At 71.6% G+C, this 12,366-nt stretch carries 12 protein-coding genes; 5 read left to right on the top strand and 7 right to left on the bottom strand.

Annotated features, from left to right (window positions below):
• Position 1: 1 nt before the first annotated feature.
• Both recG and ATM97_RS18330 read right to left on the bottom strand, forming a co-directional pair.
• Complete coding sequence (gene recG / locus ATM97_RS18335) at positions 2-2,266, bottom strand: ATP-dependent DNA helicase RecG (RefSeq protein WP_218719249.1); 2,265 nt, start codon at positions 2,264-2,266, stop codon at positions 2-4.
• The gene (locus ATM97_RS18330) at positions 2,266-4,512 is read right to left on the bottom strand and encodes a DAK2 domain-containing protein (RefSeq protein WP_374104878.1); all 2,247 of its coding nucleotides are present in this window, start codon (positions 4,510-4,512) and stop codon (positions 2,266-2,268) included. Before ATM97_RS18330 ends, recG begins: the two co-directional genes overlap by 1 nt.
• Before the next feature lie 315 nt (positions 4,513-4,827).
• Here ATM97_RS18330 and rpmB point away from each other — a divergent pair, with 315 nt between their 5' ends.
• The 3 genes from rpmB to ATM97_RS18315 all read left to right on the top strand — a co-directional run bounded on the left by rpmB (position 4,828) and on the right by ATM97_RS18315 (position 6,360).
• Positions 4,828-5,019, top strand: coding sequence for a 50S ribosomal protein L28 (rpmB, locus tag ATM97_RS18325; RefSeq protein ID WP_011210730.1), 192 nt, complete (start codon positions 4,828-4,830; stop codon positions 5,017-5,019).
• A gap of 81 nt (positions 5,020-5,100) precedes the next feature.
• The gene (locus ATM97_RS18320; protein WP_218719248.1) at positions 5,101-5,562 is read left to right on the top strand and encodes a GNAT family N-acetyltransferase; all 462 of its coding nucleotides are present in this window, start codon (positions 5,101-5,103) and stop codon (positions 5,560-5,562) included.
• A 9-nt stretch (positions 5,563-5,571) separates the two neighbouring features.
• Positions 5,572-6,360 (top strand): enoyl-CoA hydratase/isomerase family protein, encoded by a 789-nt coding sequence (locus ATM97_RS18315; protein WP_218719247.1) that lies wholly within the window; start codon positions 5,572-5,574, stop codon positions 6,358-6,360.
• 148 nt (positions 6,361-6,508) lie between these two features.
• Here ATM97_RS18315 and ATM97_RS18310 read toward each other — a convergent pair whose 3' ends face one another.
• The 3 genes from ATM97_RS18310 to ATM97_RS18300 are packed head-to-tail and all read right to left on the bottom strand — an operon-like array spanning position 6,509 to position 8,509.
• Positions 6,509-6,760, bottom strand: coding sequence for a hypothetical protein (locus ATM97_RS18310; RefSeq protein ID WP_255587987.1), 252 nt, complete (start codon positions 6,758-6,760; stop codon positions 6,509-6,511).
• Positions 6,761-6,809: 49 nt separating this feature from the next.
• Positions 6,810-7,493 (bottom strand): uracil-DNA glycosylase, encoded by a 684-nt coding sequence (locus ATM97_RS18305; RefSeq protein WP_218719245.1) that lies wholly within the window; start codon positions 7,491-7,493, stop codon positions 6,810-6,812.
• An 11-nt stretch (positions 7,494-7,504) separates the two neighbouring features.
• Positions 7,505-8,509, bottom strand: coding sequence for a thiamine-phosphate kinase (locus tag ATM97_RS18300; RefSeq protein WP_218719285.1), 1,005 nt, complete (start codon positions 8,507-8,509; stop codon positions 7,505-7,507).
• A 95-nt stretch (positions 8,510-8,604) separates the two neighbouring features.
• Here ATM97_RS18300 and ATM97_RS18295 point away from each other — a divergent pair, with 95 nt between their 5' ends.
• Positions 8,605-9,354, top strand: coding sequence for a DUF3515 domain-containing protein (locus tag ATM97_RS18295; protein WP_255587986.1), 750 nt, complete (start codon positions 8,605-8,607; stop codon positions 9,352-9,354).
• A gap of 146 nt (positions 9,355-9,500) precedes the next feature.
• Here ATM97_RS18295 and ATM97_RS18290 read toward each other — a convergent pair whose 3' ends face one another.
• Both ATM97_RS18290 and ATM97_RS18285 read right to left on the bottom strand, forming a co-directional pair.
• On the bottom strand, positions 9,501-10,595 hold the full coding sequence (locus tag ATM97_RS18290) for a D-alanine--D-alanine ligase family protein (protein WP_218719244.1): 1,095 nt from the start codon (positions 10,593-10,595) through the stop codon (positions 9,501-9,503).
• A 43-nt stretch (positions 10,596-10,638) separates the two neighbouring features.
• On the bottom strand, positions 10,639-11,634 hold the full coding sequence (locus ATM97_RS18285; RefSeq protein ID WP_218719243.1) for an NAD(P)H-dependent glycerol-3-phosphate dehydrogenase: 996 nt from the start codon (positions 11,632-11,634) through the stop codon (positions 10,639-10,641).
• 31 nt (positions 11,635-11,665) lie between these two features.
• On the opposite strand from ATM97_RS18285, the gene cofC reads away from it, so the two are divergent.
• Complete coding sequence (gene cofC, locus ATM97_RS18280; RefSeq protein WP_218719242.1) at positions 11,666-12,346, top strand: 2-phospho-L-lactate guanylyltransferase; 681 nt, start codon at positions 11,666-11,668, stop codon at positions 12,344-12,346.
• Positions 12,347-12,366 lie beyond the last annotated feature (20 nt).

Raw genomic sequence — 12,366 nt, 5'->3', positions numbered from 1 at the left:
GTCAGGACTTCGCGAGGTATTCGATGCGTTCGCCGTCGACGGCGGCGTCCATCATCCCCGCCAGCCCGGGATGCTTCACCAGGCCGGGGTCGTCGGCGACGACCTGCCTGGCCAGCTCCTGGGCGGCGGTGATCACCTCGAGATCGTCGAGCAGCGACAGCAGCCGCAGCGACCGGGCGGTGCCGGACTGCGCCGCGCCGAGCACATCGCCCTCGCGGCGCTGGCGCAGGTCGAGCACCGAGAGTTCGAAGCCGTCGGTGGTCGCGGCAACCGCTTCCAGCCGAGCCATCGCGGTGCCGCCGGGCGCGGCATCGGTGATCAGCAGACACAGGCCGGGATGCTTGCCACGGCCGATCCGGCCGCGCAGCTGGTGCAGCTGACTCACGCCGAACCGGTCGGCGTCGACGATCACCATCACCGTCGCGTTCGGCACGTCGACACCGACCTCGACGACCGTGGTGCACACCAGGACATCGATGGCGCCGTCGTTGAACTGACGCATCACCTGGTCCTTCTCGTCCGACGGCAGGCGGCCGTGCAGCAGCCCGACCCGCACGCCGGACAGCGCGCCCGCGCTCAGCGTCTCGTACATCTCGACCGCGGCCTGGGTGGTCGGGCCCTCCTTCTCCTCCGCGGATTTCTTGCCCTTGGCGGGCGGGGCGTCGGGGTCCTCGCCGATGCGCGAGCACACCACATACGCCTGTCTGCCCGCGCCGACCTCTTCGAGAATGCGCTCCCAGGCGCGGTCCACCCAGCCCGGATGCAGCTTGCGCGGCACCACCTTCGACACGATCGGTGAACGGCCCCTGGGCAATTGGGTGAGGGTGGAGGTCTCCAGATCACCGAGCGTGGTCATCGCGATGGTGCGCGGAATCGGCGTGGCGGTCATGACCAGCAGGTGCGGGCTGATGCCGTCCTTGGCCTTGGCACGCAGGGCATCGCGCTGTTCGACGCCGAAGCGGTGCTGTTCGTCGACAACCACCAGGCCGAGGTCGAAGAACTCCACCGCGTCCTGGATCAGCGCATGCGTGCCGATGACCAGGCCGGCTTCACCGGTCATCGCGTCCAGCAGCGCCGCCTTCTTCGCCGCTACCGACATCGAGCCGGTGAGCAGCACCACCTTCGTGGATTGTTCGGCCGCGCCGAGTTCCCCGGCGGTGCCGAGATCACCGAGCATCGCCCGCAGCGACCGGTAGTGCTGGGCGGCGAGCACTTCCGTCGGCGCGAGCAGCGCGCACTGGCGGCCCGCGTCGACCGCCTGCAGCATCGCGTGCAGGGCGACGATGGTCTTGCCCGAGCCCACCTCGCCCTGCAACAGGCGGTGCATCGGGCGGGTGCGCGACAGGTCGGCGGAGATCTCGTCGATCACCTGCTGTTGGCCCTCGGTCAGCTCGAACGGCAGCCGCTCGTCGAAGGCGGCGGCGATGCCGTCGGTGCGCGGCGGGCACGCCGGGGCGGTGCGGCCCTCGACCTCGTGCCTGCGCTCGGCCAGCACCAGCTGCAGGGCCAGCGCCTCGTCGAAACGCAGCCGGTCCCTGGCCTTCTCGATATCGAGCTTGTGTTCGGGCAGGTGGATCAGGCGCAGCGCGTCGGAGACCTCGAGCAGGTGGCGTTCCTCGCGCAGGTCGGCGGGCAGCGGGTCCTCGATCGGGTCGAGCTGGTCGAGCACCTGGCGAATGCAGGCCAGCAGATCCCAGCTCTGCACCTTCGCCGTCGCCGGGTACACCGGCACGAACTCGCGCTCGAAGAACGACGCGTCTACTCCCCCAGCGCCTTTCGCGCTCTGCGCCAGTCCGCGCAGCGCGCCGCTGCCGCGTACGGAGGTCAGCTCCTCGACACCGGCCTCGGCCTTGTCGGGCAGGATCAGGTAGTCCGGGTGCGAGAGGTTCCAGCGGTCGGGGCGCCACCAGTGCACGGTGCCCGACATCATCGCTCGCACCCCCTCTTTCACCAGGTAGCGCACCTTGTCACCGTTGAAGAAGGTGGCCTCGATCGGGCGGGTGGCGCCGGTGTCGAGCTGCACCTTGAGCAGCGAGCCGCGCCGGTTCTTCATCGGGCGCAGTTCGGTTTTGGTGATCCGGCCGATGACGGTGATGTGCGCGCTCTCCTCCGGTTCCTCCTCGGTGAGCGGCTGTCCCTGGGTGGCGTAGCGGGCGGGATAGTGACGCAACAGGTCCTCGACCGTGGTCATGTCGAACGCCTCGGTCAGCCGGTCGGCCGCCTTCACCCCGAGCACGTGGTCGAGCCGGTCACTCAACGTCGCCATCACTCGACCCCTATCTGCACCAGATCCGCTTGCTGCCCACCGGAATACACCACGACCTCGACACCGGGGAAACCGGCTGTCACGTGCTCGGCCAGGACCGCGCCCAGTTCGGGGCCCGCGTCGGCGCCCATCAGCAGTGTCACCAATTCGCCACCGAGACCGAGCATCCGGTCCAGCAGGATACGACCGGCGCCGACCACGTCGGGGTCGATGACCACCACGTCGTGGCCGACCAGGCCGAGTCCGTCACCGGGCGAGCACATGCCGACCATGGTCAGCGCGCGTACCCGGGCCGGGCGCAGCGCGCCCCAGCGGGTGGTCGCGGCCGCCTCCGACATCGCGAACGCGTCGTCCACGGCGATCCGGCCGCGATCGTGGACCGCGAGCGCGGCCAGGCCCTGCACCATCGACGCGCTCGGCAGCAGCAGGACGTCACGTGACCCGTCACGGGCGGCGACACCGGCGGCCACGAGTTCCTGCGCGGGCAGCGCGCCGTTGGGCAGCACGAGGACTTCCCGGTTCGGCATCGCGCGGATCGCGGTGAGCAGGGCGGTCGTGTCGAGCTGGCGGTCACCGCGCAGCACCACCGCGCCCGCGTCCTCGAACAGGCGGGCGGCCGCGGCGCCGGAGGCCACCGCCAGGATGCCCCGGTCGGCGGGCACCGGGGGGCCGGCGCGGTGCCGACCGTCGCCGTTGGTCGCCGGCGCGCCATCGCGGGCGGCGTCGAGCGCGACGTGTTCGGCGTGTCCGCCGTGGGGCGCGGTCACCGCGAAGCTCTCGATGCGGATGCCGGTCACGGTGCCGATCGCCAGTCCGGCTTCGATCGCCGCGCCCGCGTCGCGGCAGTGCACATGCGCTGACCAGGTGCTGTCCCCGTCGCCGACCACGACGACCGAGTCACCGAGCACGGCGAGCCGGTCGCGCAATCCCGACGCGGCGGCCTCGTCCGTGTCGGCGATCACGTACATGACCTCGAAGTGGGGATCCGGGAAGTCGCGGTGGTCGTCCCAGGAGTCGGCGGGGCGCGTCGGCTCCGAATCGGCGGTTCGGGGAGGCGCCTGCCCGGACGGATGCTCTCGGCCATCGACGGGTCGGCGGGCGTCGGATCGGCCGCCATCGGCTCGGCTATCGGTGGATCGGATATCGGCGGATTGGCCGCCGCCGGATCGGCCGTCATCGGATCGGTTGGCGTCGGGCCGGTTGGCGCCGGATCGGCTGTCGGCGGGCCGGCCGTCGTCGACGCCAGGCCACCGCCGGGTCGCGCTCTGCCCATCGGCCCGCAAGTAGCTGTCCCTGGCCGGGGCTTGCCCGCAGATCCGTCGCACCAGGCAATCGAGCAGCACCAGCAGTCCCCTGGCACCGGCATCGACGACGCCCGCCGCCCGCAGGACGCCCAGCTGCGCCGGCGTCTCGTTGAGCGCACGCGCGGCGCCCTCGGCCGCCGACTGCGCGACGGAGATCAGCGAGACTTCCGCCGAGGCGTCGGCCGCGACGGCGGCCCGGTCGAGCACCGTCAGGATCGTGCCCTCGACCGGGGCGCTGAGTCCGGTGCGCACGAGCACGGCGGCCCGCCGCAGAGCCGTCCGCAACCGTTCCCCGGTCAGCGGACCCCCGACCACCGCCTCGGCGATCCCACGCAACACCTGCGACAGAATGATCCCCGAGTTCCCCCGCGCACCTGTGGTCGCTCCGCGCGCGAGCGCCTGCGCGACGAGATGGGCCGAAGGGCCGCCGCCGGTCTCCGTAGCTCCCGTGTCCATGCCGACGTCCATGCCGACCGCGCCGAGTCCGACGCCCTCGGCACCCGCCCCGGGGTCTATACCCCCAATGCCGCCTGCGCCAGGGTCCACCCCCGCGATAGCGCCCGCGCCAGGATCGACACCCGCGACACCACCCGCACCGGGCTCCACACCCGCGAGGCCGACTCGATCGGCGGCGAGACCAGCACGTGTCGCGTCCGGAATCGCGCCCGCGCCAGGGTCGGCACCCGCGCCATCGCCCGCACGGGGGTCCGCACCCGCGAGGCCGACTCGATCGGCGGTGAGACCGGCAGGCGTCGCGTCCGGAATCGCGCGCTCGGCGGCGGCGACGGCGGCGCGCATCGTGGCGAGCAGATTGGTTCCGGTGTCGGAGTCGGCGATGGGGAACACATTGAGCGCGTCGATCTCGGCGCGGCGGAGTTCCAGATCGGTGCGGCAGGCCCTGGCCCAGTCCAGCAGCTCGGCGCCGTCCAGCGCCTCCCGCACGTGCGACACCGTCACCTCGCTCACCGTTGGCGGCGCCCGCCCGCCGGGCACCGCACGCCAGGTTAGCGCCAGCGACCGACAGGGGTATGCTGACCGCGGACGGGCCCGTCATCCGGGCCGTGCCCGGCGTGTCGACCGGGACACCCGGTTTGGAAGTTCACGGCCCGGCCAGCTACCCTTGCAGGGTTGCCTCGTGCGGCCGATCCCGGTCTGCGCTGGCCGACGCGAGTCGGCAAGGCATTTGACGACATCAGTTTCCGGTTCAGCGGGCATACGTGCGCCGCTGTCCGCTTATGACATGAAGGAGCTCGCGACATGGCTGCCGTTTGCGACGTCTGCGCCAAGGGCCCCGGTTTCGGGAAGTCGGTCTCGCACTCGCACCGGCGCACCAACCGTCGCTGGAACCCGAACATCCAGACCGTGCGTGCGCAGGTTGCCCCTGGCAACACCCGCCGGATGAACGTGTGCACCTCCTGCCTGAAGGCGGGCAAGGTCGTCCGCGGCTGATTCTCAGCCCGTACATTCTGCCGATAACGCCCCGGCGCCCCTCGTGGGTGATCCGGGGCTTTGTCGTCGGTGGGGGTCGACGTGACTGACTGGCGCCTCGCGGCGCTGACCGCCGAGCGGGTCACCGCGCTGGCCGCCTGTCATATCGCGAGCTGGCGCGAGGCCTACGACGCCCTGGTGCCGGGCCATGTACTGTCCGGGTTCGATCTCGAACGCTCCGCGCTCACCTGGGAGCGCCGCCGCACCGACGGAACACACCGCCTGCCGATCGCGCTGTCCGGTGACCGGCTGATCGGCTTCGCCTCGGCGACCGAATTCGAGCTGGAAGCGCTGTATGTCCGCGCCGCCTGGCACGGCACCGGCGTCGCCGACGCGCTGATCGAAGCCGCCGCTCCCGGCTCACCGTGCACACTGTGGGTCTTCGGCGACTATCCGCGTGCCCACGCCTTCTATCGCAGGCACGGCTTCGCCGACACCGGAGTGCGCCGGGTCGACCCCTTCACCCTGCTGCCCGAACAGTGGTGGCGACGCGGCTCTCGCTAGGGTGACGCCATGAGTACCACCGAACCGGTCACCGCCGTCACTGTCGTCGACGGCGTCCTGCAGCTGCCGATCGCCACCGCCGCCGCGGGCACTTCGATGAATTTCGACCTGATCAACGCGGGCACCGAGGCCCTGCGCGCGCTCGATCCCGAGGTCGGCGCCGTGCTGCTGACCGGCACCGGCGCCAACTTCTGCGCGGGCGGCAACGTCCACCACTTCGCCGGCGCCGAGGACCGTGGCGCCTACCTGCACCAGCTCGCCTCCGAACTGCACGACTTCGTGCGCGCGCTGGCCGCGACGCCGGTTCCGGTCGTGGCCTCGGTGCACGGCTGGGCGGCAGGCGCCGGCATGAGCCTGGTGTGCGCCGCCGACATCGCGATCGGTGGCCCCTCGACCAAGCTGCGCCCCGCCTACCCGGGCATCGGCCTGAGCCCCGACGGCGGCATGTCCTGGCTGCTGCCCCGCATCGTCGGCACGAGCCGGGCCGCCGAGATCCTGCTCACCGACGCCGTCCTCGGCGCCGACGAGGCCGTGCGCCTGGGCATTCTGAGCCGCACCGTCGCCGACGACGAGGTCCGCGCCGAGGCACTGCGGGTCGCCCAGAGCTTCGTCACCGGACCGCGCGCCACCTACGCGGCCATGAAAAAGCTGCTGGCCCAATCGCCGACGGCGACTCTGGACCAGCAGCTCGATGCCGAACGCGACAGCATCTCCGCCGCCGCGAACAGCGAAACCGGCCGGGAGGGCGTGGATGCCTTCGTCGGCAAGCGCAAGCCTGCTTACCTCGGGCTCAACTGATCACCACTGTTTCGGCCGCCTCGCCGCCGAGGGGCGATACGGAACGCCGCAGGCGCAGTATCACCCCTCGGCGGCGAGGTCACGAGGCCGAAACCCGCGGCGCCAGCCGCCTAAGATACAGCCGAAACCCCGCGGCGCCAGCCGCCTACTAGCACTGTGCGCCGAGGGCGCTGAAGGTGTTCTGCAGCAGGCAGGTCACCTTCGCGTTCACGCCCGAGGAGATGGTGGAGGTGCCGGTGGAGGTCCATTCCTCACCGATCTGGGTGGTGGCCACCGGCGCGGCCTCCTCGTTGTAGGGCTCGAGTGCCAGGCCCGCCGCGTTGGCCGAGGCGGCGCCCGCGGTCAGGGCGGCGGCGACGGCGGCGGTCGCGACGGCGGCGCGAACGGTCGTGATGTGCATCGGGTTGTGCTCCTTCATCATTTTCTTCTGGTGCGGGCGACGCCCCGGGTCAGGGCAGCCGCCAGTCGACGGGTTCGGCTCCGAGTTCGTCGAGCAGTTCGTTGACCCGGGAGAAGGGCCGCGAACCGAAGAATCCGCGCGAGGCCGACAAGGGTGAGGGGTGGGCCGATTCGATGTAGGGGATCTCGGCCTCGGTCAGCGTCGGCTTGAGCGAGCCCGCGTCGCGTCCCCACAGCACGGCGACCAGCGGCTCGTCGCGGGCGACCAGCGCCCGGATGGCCTGCTCGGTGACCGCTTCCCAGCCCTTGCCGCGATGCGAGGCGGGCGTGCCGGGCGTCACGGTGAGCACCCGGTTCAGCAGCAGCACACCCTGATCCGACCACGGGCTCAGGTCACCGCAGCTGGGCGTATCGAAGCCGAGGTCCTTGGTGTACTCGGCGAAGATGTTGGACAGGCTGCGCGGCACCGGCGAGACCTCAGGGGCGACAGAGAAACTCAGACCCATCGCGTGGCCCGGCGTCGGGTAGGGATCCTGGCCGACGATCAGCACGCGCACGGCGTCGAACGGACGGCGGAACGCGCGTAGCACGTTCTCCCCGGCGGGCAGATAGCCCCGGCCCGCGGCGTTCTCGGCACGCAGGAATTCGCCCATCTCGCTGATCCGGTCGGCCACCGGCTCCAGTGCCCGGGCCCAGCCCGGATCGATGATCTCCGACAGTGGTTTGGCACCCATGACCGCACAACCTATCGGTTCCGGCCGCCGGGCGTGGCGTCCGCCCCACGGAACGATTCCCAGCCGGTGTCGCCGGTCGGCGCGGCACCGTCCACGGTGACGCCGCTGCCTGCGGTGACGACGCCGATCGGCCGCCAGCCCGGCGGCAACGCGGTGCCCGCGGGCCAGGTGCCCGCGAAGGCGTGATCCTCGCCGCCGGCCAGAATCCATTGCGCCGCATCGACATCGAGCAGTACGGCGAGCGCGGCCAGGTCGGGGTCGGCCAGCGCCGCGCTGTGCACGTCGATCGCCACGCCCGAGGCAGTCGCGAGATGGCCGAGGTCGGCGAGCAACCCGTCGGAGACGTCGGTGAGCGCGGTCGGCGTCGCACCACCGGCGACATCGAGCACCGCGGCGTAGGGCGGTTGCGGAACCCGATGCGTCGCAAGGGCATGCGCGAAAGCCGGGTCGGAAGTGTCGGCGTCGCCGGACAATACGGCCAGTCCGGCGCCGGACCAGCCGAGTTCGCCCGCCACCGCGACGATGTCACCGACGGTCGCGCCCGAGCGGGTCAGCGCCGCCCGGCCGCCCAAGTCACCGAACGCGGTCACCGAGACGACCAGCTGGTCACTGCGCACCAGGTCGCCGCCCGCGATGGACCCGCCCGCGCGGCTCGCCTCGGCCCACATGCCGTCGGCGATGCCGGTCACCACCGGCACCGGGGTGTCGGCCGGGCAGCCGAGCGCGACGACGAAGGCCGTCGGGCGCGCGCCCATGGCGACGATGTCGGCGGCGTTCTGCGCGATGGCCTTGCGACCGATGTCCTGCGGCGCCGACCAGTCGCGGCGGAAGTGCCTGCCCTCGACCAGCATGTCGGTACTCACCACGAACCGCCCGTCGGGCGCGGCGACCAGCGCGGCGTCGTCACCGGGGCCGAGCAGCACCTGCGGTCCCTGCTCCCGATTCGCGGTGATCCGGTCGATCAGGGCGAACTCGCCCAGCTCACGCACCGTCTGCGGACGGCTGTCCTCGCTGATGACCGGCCCCTTCCCAGTGTGCTGCTGACCGACGAAATCGCCCCGACGGTACCCTTTCGGAGGCGATCGGACACAACGGAAAGGACCGGACGGTTATGGCGGCGGATTCGTCGGACCCGACAGCGGCGGACGACCGGGACGGCAAGTCTTCGGGCGCGGACGCCCCCGACACCGCGGCTGCGGCGACGACCGACCCGTCCGCGACCGGCTCGGCTGCCGCGTCGACGACGGACGAGCCCGCTGGGCCGACCGATCCGAACTCGGCCGACAGCGGCACGACGCCGGGCTCCGCCGCCGAACCCGATGCCGACGCGTCGACCCCCTACTCCCCCGCGCTGATCGCCACCGCGGTCGCCCTGCCGGTCATCCTGATCGTCGGCGTCCTCGTCGCGGCCTTCATCGCCCTGCGCGCCCCCGTCGAACGTGAGCCCCTCGCCCTCGGCCCGGTCCCGGCCCCGGCGGCCGACGGCCCGGCCTGCCAGGCCCTGCTGCCCGCCCTGCCCGCCGACCTCGGCGACTACACCAAGTCGACTCTGGTCGAGCCGGCGCCGCCCGCGACCCGCGCCTGGCAGCACCCCGACGGCGGCGAGCCGATCGTGCTGCGCTGCGGTCTGGATCGGCCGCTCGAATTCAACCGCGCGTCCCCGCTGACGGTGGTCGACGGTGTGAAGTGGTTCCAGGTCCGCGACGAGGTCGGCAAGGTCGGCACCTGGTTCGCCGTCGACCGCGAGACCTACATCGCCCTGACCGTCCCCGACGGGTCGGGCGCGGGCTCCATCCAGACGGTATCCGAGGTCATCACCGCGAATCTGCCCGCCCGCGAACCCACCCCGGGCGAGCTCTAGTTCGGAGCCTCGATACTCCGAGACGCGACCACCACGTTTTCGGCCGCCTCGCCGCCGAGGGGCGAGACGAAACGCCGAAGGCGCAGTATCGCCCCTCGGCGGCGAGGTCACGAGGCCGAAAACCCGCGGCACCAGCCGCCGAAAACTCAGCGCAGGCCGGTGCCGCGTGCCACGGCGGTGTCGATCAGCGTCGAGACGAGCGCCGGGTAGTCGACACCGGTCGCCTCCCACATCCGCGGGTACTGCGAGATCGGGGTGAAGCCGGGCATGGTGTTGATCTCGTTGATCACCGGGCCGTCGGCGGTGACGAAGAAGTCGACCCGGGCCAGGCCCTGGCAGTCCAACGCGCGGAAGGCACGCACCGACAGCTCGCGGATCTGGTCGGCGACCGCGTCGTCGAGCTTGGCGGGGACGTCGAATTCGCAGACGTCGTCGAGGTATTTGGTGGCGAAGTCGTAGAACTCCGGGGCCGCGGCGTCGGCGTCGGGCATCCGGATCTCGGAGACGACGCTGGCCCGCACCTGCCCGTCGGCGAATTCCAGCACGCCGCACTCGACTTCGCGGCCGACGATGCCCGCTTCGACGATCACCTTCGGATCGTGTTCGCGCGCGGCCGCGACCGCGGCGTCCAGATCGGCCCAGTCGGTGATCTTGGTGATGCCGATCGACGATCCGCCGCGAGCCGGCTTCACGAACGCGGGCAGGCCGAGGCGCGCGCGCTCGTCCTCGGTCAGCGTCGCCGTGCCGGGCCGCAACACCACCTGCACGCCGACGGGCAGACCCTCGGCGGCCAGCAATTTCTTGGTGAACTCCTTGTCCATACCCGCGGCACTGGCCAGCACGCCCGCCCCCACATAGGGGACGCCGGCTAACTCGAGCATGCCTTGGAGCGTGCCGTCCTCGCCGAACGGACCGTGCAGGATCGGGAACACCACATCGACACCGCCCAGGGCGGCGGTGGGATCGTCGAGCGCGACCAGCGCGCCGCCCCGGCCCGGATCGGCGGCCAGGGTGAGCGCGGTGCCCGCCGCGTCGACCGCGGGCAGCGCGTCATGGCTGAGTTCGAGCGCGCCGAGGCCCTCGGCCAGCACCCAGCTGCCGGTGGTGGTGATGCCGATCGGCACCGCCTCGTAGCGCTCGGGATCGAGGTTGCGCAGCACGCTGCTCGCCGACACACACGAGACGGCGTGCTCGCTGCTGCGCCCGCCGAAAACCACGGCCACCCTGATCCGATTCGTCATGAACGTCACCGTAACCGGTCGGCCGACCTGCGGCGCTATCGACCTACTCGGGCTTGATCCGCCTGCCGAGCAAACTGTCGACGGCCTCGCTGACCGAAAGACCCTCGTGACACACCCGGTGCACCGCGTCGGTCAGCGGCATCTCCACGTCGTGGGCGGCGGCTAGGGCCCGCACCGATGTGCACGACTTCACACCTTCGGCCACCTGCCCATTGGTCGCGTCCTGCGCGACCTGCATCGACCCGCCCGCGCCGAGGACATACCCGAAGGACCGGTTCCGCGACAGCGGCGAGGTACAGGTCGCCACCAGGTCGCCGACGCCGGCGAGCCCGGCCAGGGTGACCGGCTGCGCGCCGAGCGCGACTCCGAGCCGGATCACCTCGGCCAGTCCGCGGGTGATCAGGCTGGCGACGGTGTTGTCGCCCAGTCCCATCCCGGAAGCGATGCCGCAGGCCAGCGCGATGACGTTCTTACACGCGCCGCCGATCTCGCAGCCGATCACATCGGTGTTGGTGTACGGCCGGAAATAGCCCGTGGCGCAGGCCCGCTGCGCGACGCCGGCCCGCTCGCTGTCCGAACACGCGATCACGGTGGCCGCGGGCTGCCGTTCGACGATCTCCCCCGCGAGATTCGGGCCCGACAGCACCGCGATGCGTCCCGGCTCGGCACCGGTGACCTCGGCGATGACCTGACTCATCCGCAGCAACGTGCCGGTCTCGATGCCCTTGGCCAGGCTCAGCAGGGTGGCGTCGGCGTCGATATCGCCCTTCCACTGCTCCAGATTCGCGCGCAGCGACTGCGACGGGACCGCGAGCACGACCAGGTCGGCGCCGGCGAGCGCGGCCCGGTGATCATCGGTGGCGTGTACCGGCGGCAACTGCACGCCGGGCAGGTAGATCGGATTGCGGTGCTCCGTGTCGAGCGCCTGCGCCACCTCGCTCCGTCTGGCCCAGATCGTGACCTCGGTCCCCGCCTCAGCCAACACCTTCGCGAACGCGGTGCCCCACGACCCCGCACCCATAACCGCCGCCCTCGTCATCAGCTCAATATGCCATGTAAGGATTGATGTCATGCGTCCGCACACCGTGCACGCCGTGATGGCGGTCAAGCACATCGATCGGGCCAAGAGCAGGCTGGCCGACGTGCTGACTCCCGAGCAGCGCGGTCAGCTCGTGTTGGCCATGTTCGCCGACACCGTCGTGGCCGCGACCGCGGTGCCCGAGGTGTTGTCGCTGACGGTGGTCACCCCCGATCCGCTCGTCGCGACCCGGGCCCGCGCGCTCGGCGCGCACGTCCTCGACGAACCGGTGGGCGCCCCCGATCCGCTCAACGCCGCGCTGTCGGCGGGCGCGGCCGAGGTGCGCGACCGGCACGGCCCGGCTCATCTGCTGGCCCTGCAAGCCGACCTGCCCGCCCTGCGCCCGGCCGAGTTGGCCGACCTGCTCACCGTCGCTCCCGACGGCGTCCGCTCGGTGGTGATCGACCACACCGGCACCGGCACCGCGGCATTACTGGTCCGCGACACGACCGCCGCGCTGGCTCCGCGCTTCGGCGTCGACTCCGCGCGCGCGCACCGCGCGGACGGCGCGCACGCACTCGGCGGGCACTGGCCCGGTCTTCGTTGCGACGTCGACACCCCCGCCGACCTGGCGACCGTCCACCGGCTCGGGGTCGGTGCGCATACCGCGCACACCCTCGCCGAATTCGGGCTGTCCTGTCACCTGGGTGATCCGGTTCGCACCGTGTGCTAGCCGATCGCCGCCACTGGTCA

This window comes from Nocardia sp. MH4 (assembly GCF_019266065.1).
Taxonomy (GTDB): Bacteria; Actinomycetota; Actinomycetes; order Mycobacteriales; family Mycobacteriaceae; genus Nocardia; species Nocardia canadensis.
The sequence above is the reverse complement of the archived record's forward strand: the minus strand, read 5'-3'. Positions and strand labels throughout refer to the sequence as shown.

What these genes read in the sequence shown, in the direction of transcription:
- cofC (WP_218719242.1), top strand. Translation starts at nt 11,666, where the DNA reads ATGCGTCCGCACACCGTGCACGCCGTGATGGCGGTCAAGCACATCGAT.
- ATM97_RS18315 (WP_218719247.1), top strand. Translation starts at nt 5,572, where the DNA reads ATGAGTACCACCGAACCGGTCACCGCCGTCACTGTCGTCGACGGCGTC.
- ATM97_RS18305 (WP_218719245.1), bottom strand. Translation starts at nt 7,493, where the DNA reads ATGGGTGCCAAACCACTGTCGGAGATCATCGATCCGGGCTGGGCCCGG.
- ATM97_RS18290 (WP_218719244.1), bottom strand. Translation starts at nt 10,595, where the DNA reads ATGACGAATCGGATCAGGGTGGCCGTGGTTTTCGGCGGGCGCAGCAGC.
- rpmB (WP_011210730.1), top strand. Translation starts at nt 4,828, where the DNA reads ATGGCTGCCGTTTGCGACGTCTGCGCCAAGGGCCCCGGTTTCGGGAAG.
- ATM97_RS18285 (WP_218719243.1), bottom strand. Translation starts at nt 11,634, where the DNA reads ATGACGAGGGCGGCGGTTATGGGTGCGGGGTCGTGGGGCACCGCGTTC.
- ATM97_RS18295 (WP_255587986.1), top strand. Translation starts at nt 8,605, where the DNA reads ATGGCGGCGGATTCGTCGGACCCGACAGCGGCGGACGACCGGGACGGC.
- recG (WP_218719249.1), bottom strand. Translation starts at nt 2,266, where the DNA reads ATGGCGACGTTGAGTGACCGGCTCGACCACGTGCTCGGGGTGAAGGCG.
- ATM97_RS18310 (WP_255587987.1), bottom strand. Translation starts at nt 6,760, where the DNA reads ATGCACATCACGACCGTTCGCGCCGCCGTCGCGACCGCCGCCGTCGCC.